Annotated in this window: 18 protein-coding genes; 11 read left to right on the top strand and 7 right to left on the bottom strand. The window is 72.2% G+C overall.

Going from position 1 to position 16,994, the window contains the following annotated elements; genetic code table 11:
- Positions 1-41: 41 nt before the first annotated feature.
- From rhaS to AQI94_RS13480, 7 genes are all read left to right on the top strand, one after another.
- Positions 42-1,121: a rhamnose ABC transporter substrate-binding protein gene (gene rhaS, locus AQI94_RS13510; protein ID WP_031038359.1), complete on the top strand. Its 1,080-nt coding sequence runs from the start codon at positions 42-44 to the stop codon at positions 1,119-1,121.
- 17 nt (positions 1,122-1,138) lie between these two features.
- Complete coding sequence (locus AQI94_RS13505; RefSeq protein WP_031038362.1) at positions 1,139-1,459, top strand: L-rhamnose mutarotase; 321 nt, start codon at positions 1,139-1,141, stop codon at positions 1,457-1,459.
- A gap of 42 nt (positions 1,460-1,501) precedes the next feature.
- Entirely contained in the window at positions 1,502-2,926 is a 1,425-nt protein-coding gene (locus tag AQI94_RS13500) for a BNR repeat-containing protein (RefSeq protein WP_031038365.1), read from the top strand.
- Between the two features lie 96 nt (positions 2,927-3,022).
- Positions 3,023-4,048: a LacI family DNA-binding transcriptional regulator gene (locus AQI94_RS13495; RefSeq protein WP_031038368.1), complete on the top strand. Its 1,026-nt coding sequence runs from the start codon at positions 3,023-3,025 to the stop codon at positions 4,046-4,048.
- Positions 4,049-4,152: 104 nt separating this feature from the next.
- A complete protein-coding gene (locus AQI94_RS13490) occupies positions 4,153-5,454 on the top strand; it encodes an alpha/beta fold hydrolase (RefSeq protein WP_031038371.1) in 1,302 nt (433 codons plus the stop codon).
- A gap of 107 nt (positions 5,455-5,561) precedes the next feature.
- Entirely contained in the window at positions 5,562-6,167 is a 606-nt protein-coding gene (locus AQI94_RS13485; protein WP_031038374.1) for an FxLYD domain-containing protein, read from the top strand.
- A gap of 54 nt (positions 6,168-6,221) precedes the next feature.
- Positions 6,222-7,085, top strand: coding sequence for a sigma factor-like helix-turn-helix DNA-binding protein (locus AQI94_RS13480; protein WP_031038377.1), 864 nt, complete (start codon positions 6,222-6,224; stop codon positions 7,083-7,085).
- A gap of 1 nt (position 7,086) precedes the next feature.
- On the opposite strand, the gene AQI94_RS13475 is transcribed toward AQI94_RS13480, so the two are convergent.
- Positions 7,087-7,287, bottom strand: coding sequence for a DUF5999 family protein (locus tag AQI94_RS13475; protein WP_031038381.1), 201 nt, complete (start codon positions 7,285-7,287; stop codon positions 7,087-7,089).
- A 166-nt stretch (positions 7,288-7,453) separates the two neighbouring features.
- On the opposite strand from AQI94_RS13475, the gene AQI94_RS13470 reads away from it, so the two are divergent.
- Complete coding sequence (locus AQI94_RS13470) at positions 7,454-8,263, top strand: pentapeptide repeat-containing protein (protein WP_391287981.1); 810 nt, start codon at positions 7,454-7,456, stop codon at positions 8,261-8,263.
- On the opposite strand, the gene AQI94_RS13465 is transcribed toward AQI94_RS13470, so the two are convergent.
- Entirely contained in the window at positions 8,231-9,751 is a 1,521-nt protein-coding gene (locus tag AQI94_RS13465; protein WP_031038385.1) for a cytochrome P450, read from the bottom strand. The genes AQI94_RS13470 and AQI94_RS13465 overlap by 33 nt on opposite strands.
- Positions 9,752-9,858: 107 nt before the next feature.
- On the opposite strand from AQI94_RS13465, the gene AQI94_RS13460 reads away from it, so the two are divergent.
- Both AQI94_RS13460 and AQI94_RS13455 read left to right on the top strand, forming a co-directional pair.
- The gene (locus tag AQI94_RS13460) at positions 9,859-10,467 is read left to right on the top strand and encodes a TetR/AcrR family transcriptional regulator (protein WP_031038388.1); all 609 of its coding nucleotides are present in this window, start codon (positions 9,859-9,861) and stop codon (positions 10,465-10,467) included.
- A 90-nt stretch (positions 10,468-10,557) separates the two neighbouring features.
- Positions 10,558-11,283: a DUF2470 domain-containing protein gene (locus tag AQI94_RS13455; protein ID WP_031038392.1), complete on the top strand. Its 726-nt coding sequence runs from the start codon at positions 10,558-10,560 to the stop codon at positions 11,281-11,283.
- Here AQI94_RS13455 and AQI94_RS13450 read toward each other — a convergent pair.
- The 4 genes from AQI94_RS13450 to AQI94_RS45570 all read right to left on the bottom strand — a co-directional run bounded on the left by AQI94_RS13450 (position 11,251) and on the right by AQI94_RS45570 (position 15,472).
- Positions 11,251-12,468: a lactonase family protein gene (locus AQI94_RS13450; RefSeq protein WP_031038395.1), complete on the bottom strand. Its 1,218-nt coding sequence runs from the start codon at positions 12,466-12,468 to the stop codon at positions 11,251-11,253. The two genes, AQI94_RS13455 and AQI94_RS13450, sit on opposite strands and share 33 nt — an antisense overlap.
- A 92-nt stretch (positions 12,469-12,560) precedes the next feature.
- Entirely contained in the window at positions 12,561-13,583 is a 1,023-nt protein-coding gene (locus tag AQI94_RS13445) for a hypothetical protein (protein WP_031038396.1), read from the bottom strand.
- Positions 13,584-13,618: 35 nt separating this feature from the next.
- Positions 13,619-14,896, bottom strand: coding sequence for an FUSC family protein (locus tag AQI94_RS13440; protein ID WP_031038398.1), 1,278 nt, complete (start codon positions 14,894-14,896; stop codon positions 13,619-13,621).
- A gap of 243 nt (positions 14,897-15,139) precedes the next feature.
- Positions 15,140-15,472: a CGNR zinc finger domain-containing protein gene (locus tag AQI94_RS45570; protein ID WP_225890183.1), complete on the bottom strand. Its 333-nt coding sequence runs from the start codon at positions 15,470-15,472 to the stop codon at positions 15,140-15,142.
- A gap of 39 nt (positions 15,473-15,511) precedes the next feature.
- Between AQI94_RS45570 and AQI94_RS13435 the strand changes: the two genes are divergently transcribed.
- Positions 15,512-16,411, top strand: coding sequence for a DUF3626 domain-containing protein (locus tag AQI94_RS13435; RefSeq protein WP_031038399.1), 900 nt, complete (start codon positions 15,512-15,514; stop codon positions 16,409-16,411).
- On the opposite strand, the gene AQI94_RS13430 is transcribed toward AQI94_RS13435, so the two are convergent.
- On the bottom strand, positions 16,354-16,986 hold the full coding sequence (locus AQI94_RS13430) for a PAS domain S-box protein (protein WP_031038402.1): 633 nt from the start codon (positions 16,984-16,986) through the stop codon (positions 16,354-16,356). The genes AQI94_RS13435 and AQI94_RS13430 overlap by 58 nt on opposite strands.
- Positions 16,987-16,994 lie beyond the last annotated feature (8 nt).

The following is a 16,994-nucleotide window of genomic DNA, read 5'->3' as shown; positions in this document are numbered from 1 at the left end:
GGAAACCTCGTATCCGCTCACCCTCGTAAGGAAGATCCGTCATGCGTAAGTCATCGCTCCGCCGTTCCTGCGCGGCCCTCGCCGCCGGCACCTCGCTCGCCCTCGCGCTCACCGCGTGCGGTGGCACCACCAAGAAGGACGTGCAGGACGAGGGCGCCTCGGCGGCCTCCACCGCCAAGGCCGACCCGAACGCGGCCACCAAGAAGGGCCTGACCGTCGGCTTCCTGCCCAAGCAGGTCAACAACCCGTACTTCACCTCCGCCGACAAGGGCGGCGAGACGGCCCTGACGGAACTGGGCTCGAAGTACAAGGAGGTCGGCCCGTCCAGCGCCACGGACACCGCCGGGCAGGTGTCCTACGTCAACACGCTCACCCAGCAGCAGGTGAACGCGATGGCCGTGTCCGCGCAGGACCCGGGCGCCCTGTGCACCGCGCTGAAGCAGGCCATGAAGAACGACATCAAGGTCGTCACCTACGACTCCGACACCAAGGCCGACTGCCGCAACGCCTTCGTCTCGCAGGCCTCCGCCGAGGACCTGGGCCGCACCGAGGTGCAGCTGCTCGCCGAGCAGATCGGCTACAAGGGCGAGATCGCGATCCTGTCCGCCGCCCAGACGGCGACGAACCAGAACACCTGGATCGACTTCATGAAGGACGAGCTGAAGCAGGACAAGTACAAGAACATCAAGCTCGTCAAGGTCGCGTACGGCAACGACGACGCCCAGCAGTCCTTCCAGCAGACCCAGGGCCTGCTCCAGGAGTACCCGAACCTGAAGGGGATCATCTCCCCGACCACCGTCGGCATCAAGGCCGCCGCCCAGTACCTCTCCGGCTCCAAGTACAAGGGCAAGGTCAAGCTGACCGGCCTCGGCACCCCCAACGACATGCGCAAGTACGTCAAGAACGGCACCGTCGACGGCTTCGAGCTGTGGGACCCGGCGAAGCTCGGCGCGCTGGCCGCCCAGACCGCCGTCGCCCTGGTCTCCGGCCAGATCACCGGCAAGGAGGGCGAGACCTTCAAGGCCGGCGGCACCACGTACACCATCGGCAAGGACGGCGTGATCAACCTCGGCAAGCCGACCGTGTTCACCGCCAAGAACATCGACCAGTTCAACTTCTAGTCGCGGAGCGGTACTTCATGCAGCGCGTCTGTTTCCTCCTCAAGGTCCGTCAGGACAAGCTCGCCGAGTACCGCGAACGCCATGCCGCCGTGTGGCCGGAGATGCTGGCAGCACTCTCGGCCACCGGCTGGCACAACTACTCCCTCTTCCTGCGCGACGACGGACTGCTCGTCGGCTACCTGGAGACGGAGGACTTCGAGGCCGCCAAGGCCGGCATGGAAGCCACCGAGGTCAACGCCCGCTGGCAGGCCGAGATGGGCGCCTTCTTCGAGTCCCTCGACGGAGCCCGCCCGGACGAGGCGATGAAACCGCTCACCGAGGTGTTTCACCTCGCCTGACCCCTCCCCGCAAGGCCCCCTCAGGACAGCAGGAGCCGCTCCATGAGAAGACGCACACTGCTCGCAGGTGCCATCGTGTCCGCCATGTCCACCTCCGCGCTCACCGGTGGCACCGCCCGCGCCGCCGACCCCGGTCCCTCCGTCACCCGGACCGGCACCACCACGCTCGACAACCAGGCCGTCTTCTTCGTCTCCTACGACGGCCTCGTCAACAACAACTCGTTCCAGAAGAACGGCCTGCTGACGTACAAGGGCTACCAGTACGCCGTCTGGTACACCGCCGACAAGAACGCCGTCGTCGGCCGCCGCGTCCTCGGCGGCAGCACCTGGTCCACCGTCCAGGTCGGCCACACCCTCAAGACCAGCGACTCCCACAACGTCATCTCCATGGGCGTCTCCAAGGTGGACGGCCGCCTCCACCTCAACATGGACTCGCACAGCGACGGCTTCACCTACGTCAAGTCGGTCGCGGGCCTCATGGACAACCCGGCGGGCCTGAGCTGGACCGCCGCCCGCTTCGGCGCACCCCAGTCGACCCTGGACGGCCTCGCCCTCACCTCGCAGTTCACCTACCCCCAGTTCGTCTCCACCCCCGACGGCAAGCTCCAGCTCAGCTACCGGGCCGGAATATCGGGCAACGGCCGCAACGCCCTGGCGGAGTACGACGGTTCGACCTGGACCAACCTCGGCGAGTGGTCCGCCTCCACCGGCACCTACACCAGCGAGCACGGCTCCTCGACGGCCCGCAACATGTACCTGCACGGCATCGACTACGACAGGAACGGCCGGCTGCACTCCTTCTTCACCTGGCGCGAGCAGAACGGCGCCGTGATGTGCAACAGCGGCGGCATCACCAACCACGACACCGGCTACGTCTACTCCGACGACCGCGGCCGCACCTGGCGCACCAACGCCGGCACCGTGGTCGGCACCACCGGCGGCTCCGACAAGGTCGCCGTCACCGACTCCGGCCTGGTGATCGACGCGCTGAACCCGGACCACTCCCTGATGAACCAGGAGAGCCAGTCCACCGACTCCTCGGGCCTGCCGCACGCGATCATCAGTTACGTGCCCGGTCGCTTCGGCCAGTGCACCACGAACTACGTCGCCGACCGCACCGCCAACGGCCGCGCCTTCCACGTCCGCAAGAACGCCTCGGGCACCTGGCAGAAGACCGAGATACCGGTCGTGCTCGGCTCCAGCCAGCGCACCAAGCTGGTCCTGGACAAGTACGACAACGCCTACGCGGTCTTCCCGTTCGGCCGGATCGCCGCCGCCTCCAAGGCGTCCGGGTACACCGACTGGACGGTCCTGTTCGACGGGAGCGGCCTCAACGCCTTCGGCGAGGTCGTCATCGACGAACTGAGGGTGGCGCAGGACAACGTGCTGTCGTTCATGTACCAGGAGAAGTCGAGCGGTACGACCCCCTCGGCGCTCCACGTCGTCGACTTCGCACTGCCCGCCTGATCGTGACCGGTGCGGGGGCGGCTCGACGATAATGTGAAGGTCGTCCTGTCGCCCCCTCGCCCCCTCGCCCCCCGTCTTCCTGGAGGTCCCTGCCCGATGGCCCAGTCGGTGGGTATCAAGGACGTCGCCCGCGCCGCCGGAGTCTCCGTCGGCACGGTCTCGAACGTCATCAATCGTCCGGACTCCGTCGCCACCGAGACCCGGGCGCGCGTCCTGTCGGCGATAGACCGGCTCGGCTACGTCCGCAGCGAGTCCGCCCGCCAGCTGCGGGCGGGCCGCAGCCGGATCATGGGTCTGCTCGTGCTCGACATGGGCAACCCCTTCTTCGTCGACGTCGCGCGCGGCGCCGAGCGGGCCGCCCGTGAGGACGGCCTCGGCGTGATGGTCTGCAACAGCGCCCAGAGCGCGAGCGAGGAGGCGGAGTACCTGTCCCTCTTCGCCGAGCAGCGGGTGCGGGGCGTGCTGCTCACCCCGACCGACGCCTCCGGCCGCAACATCGACTCCTTCCGCCGTCACGGCATCCCCTTCGTGCTCGTCGACCGGGTCGCCGAGGGCACCACCGAGTGCTCGGTCTCCGTCGACGACGTCGCCGGCGGCGCGCTGGCCGTGCGCCACCTCGTGGACGCCGGGCACCGCTCCATCGCCTACGTCAGCGGCCCGCCCGGCCTCAACCAGGTCCGCGACCGCCGCACCGGCGCCCTGAACGCGCTCGCCGAGGCGGGCCTGGGCCCCGACCACCTGCGCGAGCTGCCCACCGAACGGCTCGACGTGGCCGCGGGCCGGGACGCCGGGGCCCGTCTGCTCGGCCTCGCCGACCGCCCGACCGCCGTGTTCTGCGCCAACGACCTGCTCGCCCTCGGCGTCCTGCAGGCCATGTACGCGGCGGGGATCACGGTCCCCGACGACCTCGCCATCGTCGGCTACGACGACATCGAGTTCGCCGCCGCCGCGGCCGTCCCGCTCACCTCGGTCCGCCAGCCCGCCGTCACCATGGGCGCCCTGGCCGCCGAACTGCTCCTGGAGGAGACGGAGGCCGAGACCACCGGCAAGCGCCACGAACACCGCCGGGTGGTGCTCCAGCCCGAACTGGTCGTGCGGCGCTCCAGCCTCGCCGCCCGCTGACCCGGGAGTCAGTAAGATTTCATGATCGAAGGGGTCGGACGGCGGACGAACATGTGCTGAACTGGGACGCGTCCACAGAATGTCCGTCCGTCCCGGGAGCCCTGTTGACCGCGACCTACCGCCAGCCCGGCCTCGTCCTCACCGACCGCCGGTTCACCGTCCCCCTCGACCACGACGACCCGGCGGGGGAGACGATCGAGCTCTACGCCCGCGAGGCGGTGGCGAGTGACAGGGCGGGCCAGAACCTCCCGTGGCTGGTCTACCTCCAGGGCGGCCCCGGCTTCGGGGCGAACCGTTTCGTCGGCAAGGGAGCCTGGTTCGGCCGGGCCCTGAAGGAGTTCCGCGTCCTCCTGCTCGACCAGCGCGGCACCGGCCACTCCACACCGGCCAACCGTCAGACGCTGCCCCTGCGGGGCGGCCCCGCCGAGCAGGCCGACTACCTGGCCCGTTTCCGCGCCGACTCCATCGTCCGCGACTGCGAGGCGATCCGCGCCCAGGTCACCGGCGGCGCCCCCTGGACCGTCCTGGGCCAGAGCTTCGGCGGCTTCTGCGTGACCACCTATCTGTCCCTCGCCCCCGAGGGCCTCGCCGCCGCCGTCCTCACCGGCGGTCTGCCCTCCCTCGACGCCCACGCCGACGACGTCTACCGGGCCGCCTACCCCCGCGTGGAGCGCAAGGTCGCCGCGCACTACGCCCGCTATCCGCAGGACGTCGAGCGGGCCCGCCGTATCGCCGACCACCTCCTCACCCGCGAGGTGACGCTGCCCAACGGTTACCGGCTGACCGTCGAGGCCTTCCAGTCGCTCGGCATCCTCCTCGGCGGCGGCGAGGGCAGCCACCGTCTGCACTTCCTCCTGGAGCACGCCTTCGTCCGCACCCCGCGGGGCCCGGAGCTCTCCGACGCCTTCCAGGAGGAGGTCCAGGGTCTCCTCTCGTTCGCGGCCCACCCGCTGTACGCCCTCGTCCACGAGGCCACCTACGCCCAGGACGAGCGGCCCACCGCCTGGTCGGCCGAACGGGTGCGCGCCGAGTTCCCGCAGTTCGACGCGGCCAAGTCCCTCGCCGGCGACGAGCCGCTGCTGTTCACCGGCGAGACGATCCACCCCTGGTTGTTCGACTGCGACCCGGCGCTGCGCCCGCTGCGCGAGACCGCCGAACTCCTGGCCGCCCGCACCGACTGGCAGCCCCTGTACGACCCGGCCCGCCTCGCCGTCAACGAGGTCCCGGTGGCCGCGGCCGTCTACCACGACGACATGTACGTCGACACGGCCCACTCCCTGCAGACCGCGCGCGCGATCCGCGGTCTGCGCACCTGGGTGACGGACGAGTACGAGCACGACGGAGTCCGCGCGGGCGGCCCGCGGGTGCTGGACCGGCTGCTCGCCCTGCTGCGCGACGAGGCCTGACGCGGCCGTCCGGAGGGCCGACGACCGACGACATGCCGCCCCCTGGAATCCGGCATAGGGTTCATTTCGATCAAGTGTCGAGGCCGGAGTCGAGAGGACGTCAGTCGATGAGCACACCGTCACCCCACGGACGGTCCCGGATCGCCGCCCTCGCCGTGACCCTGGCCGCCGCGAGCACGCTCGCGCTGGTCGCGTGCGACGACGACTCCGGGGGCTCGTCGACCTCCTCGGCGACACCCACCGCCCCGGACACCGCCTCCTTCTCCGGCAGCGCGGCCTCCGCGCTCGCGTCCGCCGAGGCCTCGGCGCGGGCCAAGGCCTCCGAGCGGGCCGCGTCCGCCTCGGCGGCCGCCTCCTCCTTCGAGGCCTCCGTCTCCGCCGAGACGGAACGCGCCGAGAAGGCCGCCCGGACCGAGCTCGCCAAGGTCGACGGACCGGGCAACGCCATGTCCGAGGTCACCATGACCGGCAAGCCGCGCTCCGGGACCGGCGGTCTGCTCGCCGTCGTCGTCACCATCACCAACAAGACCGACAAGACGGCCTCGTACGCCGTCCAGGTCGACTTCCTCGACTCCTCGGGCAAGGTGGTGGAGACCCGGTACGTCGGCGCCGAGGACCTGAAGCCGGGGGAGAGGGCCCAGCCCCTCGCGGTCAGCCGCAAGCCCGCCGAGCCCGTGCTGACGCCCAAGCTGGCGAAGGCGCAACGATATTGACCCACGCCGTGCATCATGTGATCGTCTCGCTTTCACGGACGACACGGGGGTGGCGTGAACGGAACGGAACTGCTCGCGGAGCGCTTCCAGGAGCAGCGCGGGCGCCTCAGGGCGGTGGCCTACCGCATGCTCGGCTCCCTGAGCGAGGCGGAGGACGCGCTTGAGGAGGCCCGGGCCGGGCTGAGCCGCAGGACTTCCGGCCCGGTCCCGGATCCGGACGGCCGGCTCGTCATCGCGGTCGGCCGGGTCTGCCTCGACCGGCTGCGCTCGCGCGCCGCCCGCCGTGACACCTTCGTGCCCGACCCGGTGATCGCGCCCCTGTCCCCGCCCGACCCGGAACAGGAGGTCCTGTACGCCGACGCGGTCGGCCTCGCGCTCCTGGTGGCGCTGGAGAGCCTGGACCCCGCGGCGCGCCTCGCGTTCGTCCTGCACGACATGTTCGCCGTGCCCTACGACGACATCGCGCCCGTCCTGGAACGCACTCCGGCCGCGACGCGCCAGCTCGCCGGTCGTGCCCGGCGCCGGATACGGGAGGCCGCTCCCGCCGCGGAACCCGACCCGCGCCGCCGGCGCGAGGTGCTCGAAGCGTTCCTGGCGGCCACCAGGGCGGGGGACCTGGAGGGCCTGGTCGCGGTGCTCCACCCCGATGTGGTGCTGCGCGCTGACTCCGGGAGCCCGTCCTCCAGGAGTGTGCGCGGTGCGCGGCCGGTGGCCGAACAGGCTCTGAAGTTCCGGCGGTTCGCCGACTGCGCCCGCCTCGCCCGGGTCAACGGCGAGGTCGGGATCGTCAACCTGCCCGAGGGCCGCCCCCTCTCGGTCGCGGGCGTCACCGTCGCCGAGGGCAGGATCGTCGCCCTGCTCCTGCTGGCCGACCCCGAACGGCTCACCCGGCTCGACCTGCCCGGCACCGCCCGCTGACTCAGGCCGCCGCGACCAGCGTGCCGGACATGCGGTGCGGGCGCACGACCCGTCCGTCCGGCAGCAGTTCACCGGTGTCGTCGAAGACGATGGTGCCGTTGCACAACAGGCTCCAGCCCTGTTCGGGATGGGCCGAGACGATCACCGCGCTGTGGTGGTCGGGGCTGTCGACGGTGGGGCACGGGGGCTGGTGGCTGCACATGACGCCTCCTCGACGCGTTCGGCTCCTGCTCGGCCGCTGTCTCTGTGGTAGCCCAGCTTGTTTTCCGTTGGATGAGGAGACCCCCACATCGCCGGAAACCCATCGGTGAGTTCCGTCGGACGGGCCGGTCGGCGGGGCCGTTAGGCTGGCCGCGATGCAAGAACAGATGATCGACCTCAGCGGCGACTGCGCGCGGTGCTTCGGCCTGTGCTGTGTCGCCCTGCCCTTCGCCGCCTCCGCGGACTTCGCCCGTGACAAGCCGGCCGGCACGCCCTGCCCCAACCTCCGGGACGACCACCGGTGCGGGATCCACGCCAGGCTGCGGGACGAGGGCTACACCGGATGCACGGTCTACGACTGCTTCGGCGCCGGGCAGAAGGTCTCGCAGATCACCTTCGGCGGCCGGGACTGGCGGGACGGCACGCGCGAGGACGCCCGCCGGATGTTCGACGTGTTCCCGGTGGTGCGCCAGCTCCACGAACTGCTGTGGTACCTCACCGAGGCGCTCACCCTGCCCGCCGCCCGCCCCGTCCACGCCGACCTGCGCCGCATGCTGGAGCGCACCGAGGCGCTCACCCGGGAGACCGCCGAGGAGCTCGCCGCTCTGGACGTCCCCGCGCACCGGCAGGAGGTCAACGTCCTGCTGCTGCGCACCAGCGAGCTGGTGCGGGCCGGCGTCGGCGGCGGGGGCAGGAAGAAGAACCGCCGGGGCGCCGACCTGATGGGTGCCCGGCTCAAGGGGGCCGACCTGCGCGGTGCCAGTCTCCGCGGCGCCTACCTCATCGCGGCCGACCTCACCGGAGCCGACCTGCGCGGCGCGGATCTGATCGGCGCCGATCTGCGCGACGCCGACCTCACGGACGCCGACCTGACCGGCGCGTTCTTCCTCACCCAGCCCCAGCTGAACGCGGCCAGGGGCAGCGCCGGCACCAGGCTGCCGGAGTCAGTCACCCGCCCTGTGCACTGGGCAGCGTGACTCGGAGGCCGGGACCGGGATCTCGTCGGGATCCGTCACGGGGGCGGTCCCGGCGGCACTGCCCGCCCGCCGGTCCAGGTGCAGCCGGAGCCCCTCCGGCATCAGCGTCAGCCGCTCGGTCACGCTGAGCCGGTAAGCGGGGTCGGCGCGCAGCTCGTAGCGGCGCAGCAGCAGACCGAGCACCAGCGTGGCCTCGTGCAGCGCGAACTGGCGCCCGATGCAGGCCCGTGCCCCGGTGCCGAACGGCTTGAAGACATGCGCGGGACGCGACCGTACGGCCTTGGGGTCGAAGCGGTCCGGATCGAACTGCTCGGCGTCGGCGCCCCACACCTCGGGATCGCGCTGCAGCATCGGCGTGAGCACCAGCGTCCAGGCCCCGCGGCGCATCGGGTGCTGCCCCGCCAGTACGGTGTCCTCGACCGCCTCCCGGGCGAACGCGGGCGCCGTCGGCCACAGCCGCAGCGACTCGTCCAGCACCCGGCGCACGTACCGCAGCTTCGCCACCTGGTCGTACCCCGGTGTGTCGGTGGCGCCCCACACGCGGTCCACCTCGGCCCGCGCGCGTGCCGCGACCTCGGGGTGCCGGGAGAGGTAGTGCAGGGCGAAGGAGAGCGCCCCCGACGTGGTCTCGTGGCCGGCCACGAGGAAGGTGATGACCTGTCGGCGGACGTTCTCCGGGGACAGCCGCTCACCGGTCTCCGGGTGGGCCGTCTGCAGCATCCGGTCGAGCAGGTCACCGTCCCCGGCCGCCTCGCGCCGGGCCCGGACCAGGTCGTCGACCATCCGGTTGAGGTAGGCGATGTCGTCCGCGTTGCGCCGCGCGGCACGCCGGACAAGAGCGGGGAAGGGCACGGAGTTGAGGCGCTGCGCGTAGGTCAGGGTGCCCACCATCGCCGTCACGAAGGGGTGCGGCCGGTCCCGCTCGAAGGAGCCGAAGTCGTGCCCGAACCCGGTCCGCGCGATGGTCTCCAGGGTCAGCTTGGTCATGTCGCCGGGCACGTCCACCGAGCGGCCCGCCGCCTGCTCCTGGTCCCAGTGGTCCGTCAGCCGCGCCGCCACGTCCAGCATCATCGGGTGGTAGGCCGCCATCGCCTCCCGGCTGAAGCCCGGGGCCAGCACGTCGTGCGCCAGTTGCCAGTTCGGCTCGTGGTTGTACGCGGTGAACAGTCCGTCGCCGGCGACCGGCCGCAGGTTGGCGACCCCCAGGCCCACGTGCTTGGCGAACCGCGACTCGTCCGCCAGGTCCGCCACCAGCTCGGCGCCCCAGGTGAAGACGAACTCCCGGTTGAACGCCCTGCGCCGGAAGATCGGCCCCAGCCGGCGGGCGAAGCGCAGCGAGTCCTGGAGCGGGGTGGCCCGGTCGACGCCCAGTACGTCGCCGAGCAGGGGGAGCCGACGCGGTGGATGCGGAATGCGGTGCAGCTCGGGCCAGCCCAGCTCCGCGCTGCGGAATCCCGTGGGACGGGTGGCCGTCGTCGTCTCCGCCATGACGAGATCTCCCTTGATCCAGCGGCAGTTGAACGCGTTGTACGTGGGTTCAATAACGCGCCTCAGTCTGATCCCGTTGTTGAACCGGCGTCAAGTAAAGTGCGGGCATGGCCGGGAAGCAGGGCGAGCGCACGCGCCGCAGGCTCAGCACCGAGGAGCGCCGGGAGCAGCTCCTGTCGGTGGGGGCGAGGCTGTTCTCGGAGAGTCCGTACGACGACGTGTGGATCGAGCAGGTCGCCGAGATCGCCGGTGTCTCGCGCGGGCTGCTCTATCACTACTTCCCGACGAAGCGGGACTTCTTCGCGGCGGTCGTCGAGCGTGAGAGCGGGCGGATGCTGGCCATGACCGCGGCGGTGCCCGGCGTTCCGGTGCGGGAGCAGCTGACCGCGGGGCTGGACACGTATCTGGAGTACGTCCACGCCCACGCCCACGGTTTCCGGGCCTTCCACCGCGCCGACGCCGCCGGGGACCAGGCCGTGCGCCGGGTGTACCACCGGGCGCTGGCCGCACAGGAGCGGCAGATCCTCGCGGCGCTGGCCGCCGATCCGGAGTTCGGCGCGCAGGCGAACGAGCGCCCCGACCTTCAGCTGGCCGTCCGCGGCTGGCTGGCCTTCACCACGGCCGTCTGCCTGGAGTGGCTGCGGGGCGCCGACCTCTCCCGGGAACAGGTGCGCGACCTGTGCGCACGGGCCCTGCTCGGCGTGCTCAGGCCCTGACCGGACTGCGCAGCTCCGTCACGCCCTCCACGGTTGGCTTCGCCGCCGATCTTCGCTAAGTTAGGCAAGGCTTACCTTAGGAGGCAATGGATGGGTGACAGTCACACCTGGACGGCCGCGCCGTCCGCGGCGGAACACGCCCGGTCGGTGCTCGCCGCCTCGTGGTCCTGCGCGGTGACCGCCGAGGGCGGCCGCGAGGAGTTCGTCGGCGCGCACACGGTGGCCGAGGACGGGCGGGTGACCCTGGCGGTGCCCGAGGACAGCACCCTGGTCGCGGCCGCGATCTGCGCGCCCCGCGGCGAGCCGTCCGCCGTCCTGGAGTTCGCCGACGTGGCCCCCGTGCCCCTGCGCAGCCGTATCCGCGCCCGGTTGTGGATCGCCGGCCGGTTCGCCGCCGGGGACGGCCGACTGGAGTTCGAGGCCACCCGTGTGGTGCTGCGCCGGCCGTCCGGCGCGGTGGTCGTCGACCTCGACGAGTTCGCCGCCGCGGCACCCGACCCGCTGGCCACGGCCGAGGCCCGGCTGCTCACCCACCTCGCCGACTGCCACCCCGACGCGGTCGAGCGGCTCACGCGGCTCGTCGACCCCGACAGCCTGCACGGCGCGGTCCGCGTCCAGCCCCTCGCCGTGGACCGGCACGGACTGACCCTGCGCATCGAGCGGGTCCGCGCCCACGGCGACGTACGTCTGCCCTTCCACGCGCCCGCCGACGACGTGGCCCGGCTGACCGAGCGCATGCACGCGCTGCTCACCCAGGCGAGCGCCGCGTCCTGCCCGCGCGCCCTACAGCGGCAGCGCACAGACAGCGACGGGTGAGGCGAACGGCGTGCCGGCCAGTCGCAGGTCCCCGCTCGTCGTGTCCACGTGGAAGACACTGACGGTGCCGGACCTCTGATTCGCCGCGAAGAGCAGCCCGCCGTCGGGGGAGAAGGCGATCTGGCGCGGGAAGTCGCCGTGCACCGGCACGGTGTCGAGCAGCCTCAGCCGGGCGCCGCCCGCCTCCACCGCGTACCGGGTGAGGCTGTTGTCGCCCCGGTTGGCGAGGTAGGCGTACGAGCCGTTCGCGGTGACCAGGAACTGCGCCGGGTAGTTCGTGCCCGGGCCCGTCCCCGTGGACTGCGGTGTCCCCACGGAGAGACGGCCGCTGTCGCGGTCGTACGCGCAGACCGCCACGGTGTTGTCGGCCTCGTTGGCGAGATAGGCGTACCTGCCCCCCGGGTGGAAGGTGAGATGGCGTGGTCCGGCGCCCGCCCGGGTCCGGGCCCGTGAGACCTCCGTGAGCGTGCCGGTCCGTTCGTTCAGCCGATAGCTGTAGACGGTGTCCGTGCCCAGGTCGACGGAGAGTACATGGCCGCCGTCGGGACCGGTGAGGAACTGGTGGGCGTGCGGCCCGTCCTGGCCGGGCCCCGGCGCCGGACCGGAGTGCGTGACCGAGTCCCTGAGCTCGCCGAGCGCACCCGAGGAGTCGATGGGGTGCACGGCCACACTGCCGGAGCCGTAGTTCGCGCTGAGCAGCCAGCGCCCGCCCGGATGCACCGACAGATGACACGGCCCCGCCCCGCCGGTGCTCCGGCTGCCCAGCACCTTGCGGTCGGACAGGCGCACGGCGGTCACCGCGCCGGCGTCCTGCTCGGCGACCGCGTACAGGGTGCGGCCGTCGGGGTGCACCGCGAGATACGACGGGTTGGTGACACCGGTGACGGTGCCCCTGCCGGTGATCCGGCCGCTCCCGGCGTCGTAGACGGCGACGCCGATGCCCGTGCCGCCGCCCTCGACGGACGTGTAGGTGCCGAGATACAGGGGGCGGGGCCCCGTCGGAGCCGGAGCGGACGGGGTTCTCGTCCGGCTCGGGGAGGCGGCTTTGGAGGTGCCGGGGGTCCTGGAGGGCGCCGACTCGGGCGAGGCCCCGGAGGACGCCGAGCAGCCGAGGAGCCCCGAGCCCGCGCCCGCGAGGACACCGACGAACCGGCGCCTGCTCCAGCCGCCGTTCGCACTGCTCATCCCTGTGCACCCCGGGTGATCGATGGTCTCGGACCTGGACAGCCACCTTCACCCGGATCGCCCGGCCGGTGCAACCCGAGCCCCGCCGCCCCCTACCAGTCGCCGTCCTCGACCGGCTTGCCCGGCTCGTCCCCCAGCGGCTCGACCTGGTGGGCTGCGGGCTGCTGCCAGGGCTCGTGATCGTCACCGAGCCACTCGCCCACCGGCTTCACGCCCTCCAGCGTGTCCGTCGGGGCGACGTCCTCGGCGTCCTGGTCGTAGTAGTCGAACCAGGGCAGCCCCGCCCGGGTGTAGGCCGCCCGGTCCACGGGGGACGGCGGGGGAGCCTCGCCGGTGATGCGGCGCCACTCCGGCGGTGTCACCAGGTGCACGAAGACCCGCCCGGCCGGTGTGTCCGCCCAGTCCGACAGCGGCCGCTCGTCCCGGTAGACCTCCTGGCGCATGGAACCGCCGACGCCGAGTCCCATCGCCGGGGCGCTGCGGGGCGGGCCACCCGGCGCGGGCGGCGCGGCCATGGCCATGGGCACGGCCGCGCTGTACGCCATGGCGGGCCCGCCCGCCGACCGCATCCGCTGCTGCGCCCGCCGCCACTCGCTCAGACGCTCCTCGACCAGCCGGAAGGACTGCAGCTGTACGCCGCCCCAGACCTCCTCGCCCGTCACCTGCCCCTCGACGGTCGCGCCCATCCCGAGCGGCACCGCGACGAACTGGCGGACCGTCCCCTTGCCGGAGTTGATGCCGTCCAGCCAGGGCTGGCGGGGCAGGACCACGTAGTTCTGCGGGTCACGGGCGAGCCGGTCGCTCCACGGCTTCCCGGAGACCGCGCACACCTTGCCCACCCCGACCTGGAGCGCGGCGGGCTCCACGGTCCCCCCGAAGCTCAGCCACATGGCCTCGCGCAGATACACCGGCAGCATCACCCCGCCGCGGGCCCGCCACTGCTCCGGCACGGTGTCCGGGTAGTCGGAGACACGGCGGACCGGGAACTCGCCGAGTCCCGGCGGCAGCGGATGCGTGCCCGTCTCGGGCAGCCGCAGGGTGCGGACGAACCGCACCGCCGCACCGCCCGGCAGCCGCAGTGTGTTCCCGTCGATCCGCACGCTCGTGTCGGTCATCGGCCCGCCCCCTGAGTCTGTCCGCCGTGCCTGTGTCACCTGGAACGACGGGAGAGTACCGGGCGGTTCCTGCGCCAGCGTTCCTGTATCCGGGTCAGGTGCGGCATCCGCTCGCGCTGCTCCTGGGACGCACGGTCCAGCTCCTCCAGCAGACGGCGGGAGCGGTGCTCGGTGTCCAGCTCGTCGAGGATGCGGTTGACCTCGGTGAGCACGGCCCCGTGCAGCTGCCACTGGCGGGAGTCCCGCTGGATCTCCTCCAGCAGCAGCTGGGCCAGCTTGTCCCGGGTCGCCGAGGCCTGGCGCAGCTCGGCGGTGAGCCGGGCCTCGGCGGACTCGGCACTCACACTCACATGGGTGGTGACCAGCACCGCGAAGCTGACCACCGCGTCGCCGATCTCGGACAGCAGCTGCTCCACGGTCCGTCCGGTCTCCGGCCCGAACAGGGGATCGGGAGCCTGTTCCTCGGCGGGCGGAAAGGCATCGTCGGCGAAGGGGTCGCGTTCCTTCGCGAGGTCGGTCAGGGTGCGGGCGAGGACCCGCAGCACGACCGTGCAGATCTCCAGGGTGTCCAGGCCGGTGCGCAGCACCACCCGGTGCAGCAGGCCCTCCTTCACCCTCGGATTCAGCTTGAGACTGTCCTCGGCCTGCTTGAGGGCCGCGTCCACCTCGACGATGTCGTGGTCGAGCTCGCGCGCCTCGTACAGCCGGGCCGTCGCCCGTTCCACGGGCGTACGGCCCGCGGCCTCCTCGCCCATCCGCAGCATCAGCTTCCGGACCCGGCGGGCCAGCCCCTCGATCGACTCGCCGGCCTCGTCCACCCATACCGGGGGAGCGAGCAGCAGATTGCAGGCCAGTCCGACGACCGCGCCGATCAGTGTCTCCACGACCCGCGCCCAGGCGGTGTCCCCGACGCTCGTCACCCCGAGCACCAGCATCGCGCTGATCGCCACCTCGGGCACGAACTCCTCGACCCGCACCAGCCGTCCGACCACCAGCGACGACACGATCAGCAGGCCGAGGCTCCACCATGTCAGGCCCACCAGCAGACTGAACGCGATGGCGACCAGGACACCGGTGACCACCGAGTTCACCCGGCGGATGCCGGTGGTGAGCGTGGAGTAGAGGGTGACCTGGACGACGAGCAGCGCGGTCAGGGGCGCGGTGAGCGGGGCCGCCTCGGGGCTGAGGCGCAGTGCGATGACGTACGCGATCGTCGCCGCGGCCGCCGACCGCAATGTCTGCACGACCACGGGGTCCCGGCGCCGTTTCGCAAACCGCACCAGGGACGCCGTCCCCTCACGTACATCCCGCATCCTCAGTGTGTTCCTCTTCCACGTGGGCGTCCGGTGCACTCCTCACGGACGGTGACGGTCCGCGAGCGTGCCCCCATTGTGGGCCGCGCCTCGCTCACGGCAAGGACCCCGGGCAGTGACGGCGGACACCCGGCACCACCTCGGACGATCCCCGGGGGACGCCCCCCGTCGGCGGCGGGCCACCGGCCGTCCCGCGACCGGTCCGGGGCGAGAGGCGTGGGGCGACGACCTCGAAACGGCCCTCTACCATCCTGCCCCTGTCCGGCATCCCCGGCGTCCTGATCCCCCTTCAGCTGGCGAGGCCGTCCGGCTGCGGGACCGGCAACCGGCGATCTTCGCGAGGTTTCCGCGGCGGTCCATCGAGCACCAACGGCTGTGGCGGGCCTGCGAGTCGTCCAGGAACAGCAGCGAACAGCTCGGGTTCTCGCACTCCTTGACCCGCTCCAGGAGGGGACCGCATGCCGATCGAGACCGTCGTACCCCTGGAGGAGGCGCGGGCCGCCCACGAGTGGCTGGAACAGCGGGACAACCGCGGCAGGAAATGAGGTGCGGGCGCCCTCCTCGGTGGGTGATCATCAGGTGAGGCAGGAGTGAGTCGAGAGCGAGGAGGCGCCGGTGAGTCCGGTCCCGTCGGCACGAGCGCGGGCCGCACTGAGCCATGTGGCGGCGGCGTCGCAAGGCCCGCCCGTCGCCCCGGACGTGCGCATCACGCTGAACTTCCACCCGGACCGACTGGCGCGCGGCGTGCCCCTCCTGGAGGCGCTGGCCCGCGACGGCGTGTACCACTCGCAGTTCGTCACCGGCACGAGCAACGGCGGCCTGACCGCGCACCCCGGCGGCGACCGGTGGCGCTGGGAGAGCCGGATCTTCGGCGGCGCCTACGACGACGCGGACGCCCATGACCGGCCCGTGTACGGCGCGCTGAACTTCCGCCGCCAAGTCGTGGGTGCGGCACCGCGCTTCGGCTCCTCGCACTTCCGGCTGACCGGCAAATCGCTCGCCCGCGCCACCTTCTGCTACCCCGACAGCGCGGCCGAGCCGGTCCACTTCGGCGTGGCCGCCGGCATGTCCCTGATCGCCCTCGCGGAGGCCGACGAGCGGGACGCCCTCGACGACTACATCGAGGCCCAGGTCCACGGCGGCGTCGACCTGGCCCGCGATGTGGAGGCGCTCGTCCTGGACGCGAGCTACCGGAACACCCCCGTCGAGGCCGCGGCACGGCTGCTGCCCGTCCCCGTCGAGTGGCACCCCGGCCACCGGATCACCGTGGCCGCACTGCACCGCCACGCCGACTACCGCGGACGGGAGTACGCCGAGCTGGGCGCGAGCATCGCCGAGGACGGACTGGTCGATCCCCGGATCATCGGCGACGCCGCCCGGACCGGCCGCCACCGGCTCCAGGACCTGAAGATGGTGTGGCACACGCTGGCCCGCTTCGGAGCACCGGAGGGGGCGGCTCACCCAGGGGAGGCCACCGGGGGCCAGACGCCGGTGGTCAGTACGCCGAGCGCGTAGGCCCGCGCGACCAGCTCCGTACGGTTGCCCGCGCCCCACCGTGCCGACAGCCGCCGCAGGTGGTAGGTGACCCCGTCCGTCGTCAGCCCCGTCTCCCGCGCGGCCCGGGCCGTGGTGGCGCCCCCGGCGAGCAGTTCCAGGATGCGGCCCTCGACCGGCGCGACCCGCGCGGGGACGGTGGGGGAGTGCTCCCGCTCGCCCTCGACGCGGAGCATCACCAGCAGCGAGGGCGTCTCCTCGACCGTGTCGCTCACCGGGTCCGCCGTCAGCTCCCCGAACCGTTCCGCGCCACCTGGCGCCCGCCAGCACACCGACACCTGGTAGCGCGACCGGTGCCGCAGCCGCAGCGCCTCGGCGATCCGCTGCACCTGTGTGGCCTCCTGCGGGCGGAACACCTCCAGTACGTTCCCGCCGCGCAGGCGCCCCGGTGTCGTCCCGCACTCCGCGGCCATCGCCGGATTGGCCAGCAGGACGGCGCCGTACACATCGCACACCGCGACCGGCACCGCGACCCGGTCGAAGAGCGTCAGGGCACGGTTGCGCCAGACCACCGCAGCCCGGTCGGACCCGTCCACCTGCACCT

The sequence above is a fragment of the Streptomyces pseudovenezuelae genome (assembly GCF_001513955.1).
Classification (GTDB): Bacteria; Actinomycetota; Actinomycetes; order Streptomycetales; family Streptomycetaceae; genus Streptomyces; species Streptomyces pseudovenezuelae.
The sequence above is the reverse complement of the archived record's forward strand: the minus strand, read 5'-3'. Positions and strand labels throughout refer to the sequence as shown.

What these genes read in the sequence shown, in the direction of transcription:
- rhaS (WP_031038359.1), top strand. Translation starts at nt 42, where the DNA reads ATGCGTAAGTCATCGCTCCGCCGTTCCTGCGCGGCCCTCGCCGCCGGC.
- AQI94_RS13505 (WP_031038362.1), top strand. Translation starts at nt 1,139, where the DNA reads ATGCAGCGCGTCTGTTTCCTCCTCAAGGTCCGTCAGGACAAGCTCGCC.
- AQI94_RS13500 (WP_031038365.1), top strand. Translation starts at nt 1,502, where the DNA reads ATGAGAAGACGCACACTGCTCGCAGGTGCCATCGTGTCCGCCATGTCC.
- AQI94_RS13495 (WP_031038368.1), top strand. Translation starts at nt 3,023, where the DNA reads ATGGCCCAGTCGGTGGGTATCAAGGACGTCGCCCGCGCCGCCGGAGTC.
- AQI94_RS13485 (WP_031038374.1), top strand. Translation starts at nt 5,562, where the DNA reads ATGAGCACACCGTCACCCCACGGACGGTCCCGGATCGCCGCCCTCGCC.
- AQI94_RS13475 (WP_031038381.1), bottom strand. Translation starts at nt 7,287, where the DNA reads ATGTGCAGCCACCAGCCCCCGTGCCCCACCGTCGACAGCCCCGACCAC.
- AQI94_RS13470 (WP_391287981.1), top strand. Translation starts at nt 7,454, where the DNA reads ATGATCGACCTCAGCGGCGACTGCGCGCGGTGCTTCGGCCTGTGCTGT.
- AQI94_RS13465 (WP_031038385.1), bottom strand. Translation starts at nt 9,751, where the DNA reads ATGGCGGAGACGACGACGGCCACCCGTCCCACGGGATTCCGCAGCGCG.
- AQI94_RS13460 (WP_031038388.1), top strand. Translation starts at nt 9,859, where the DNA reads ATGGCCGGGAAGCAGGGCGAGCGCACGCGCCGCAGGCTCAGCACCGAG.
- AQI94_RS13455 (WP_031038392.1), top strand. Translation starts at nt 10,558, where the DNA reads ATGGGTGACAGTCACACCTGGACGGCCGCGCCGTCCGCGGCGGAACAC.
- AQI94_RS13450 (WP_031038395.1), bottom strand. Translation starts at nt 12,468, where the DNA reads ATGAGCAGTGCGAACGGCGGCTGGAGCAGGCGCCGGTTCGTCGGTGTC.
- AQI94_RS13445 (WP_031038396.1), bottom strand. Translation starts at nt 13,583, where the DNA reads ATGACCGACACGAGCGTGCGGATCGACGGGAACACACTGCGGCTGCCG.
- AQI94_RS13440 (WP_031038398.1), bottom strand. Translation starts at nt 14,896, where the DNA reads ATGCGGGATGTACGTGAGGGGACGGCGTCCCTGGTGCGGTTTGCGAAA.
- AQI94_RS45570 (WP_225890183.1), bottom strand. Translation starts at nt 15,472, where the DNA reads ATGATCACCCACCGAGGAGGGCGCCCGCACCTCATTTCCTGCCGCGGT.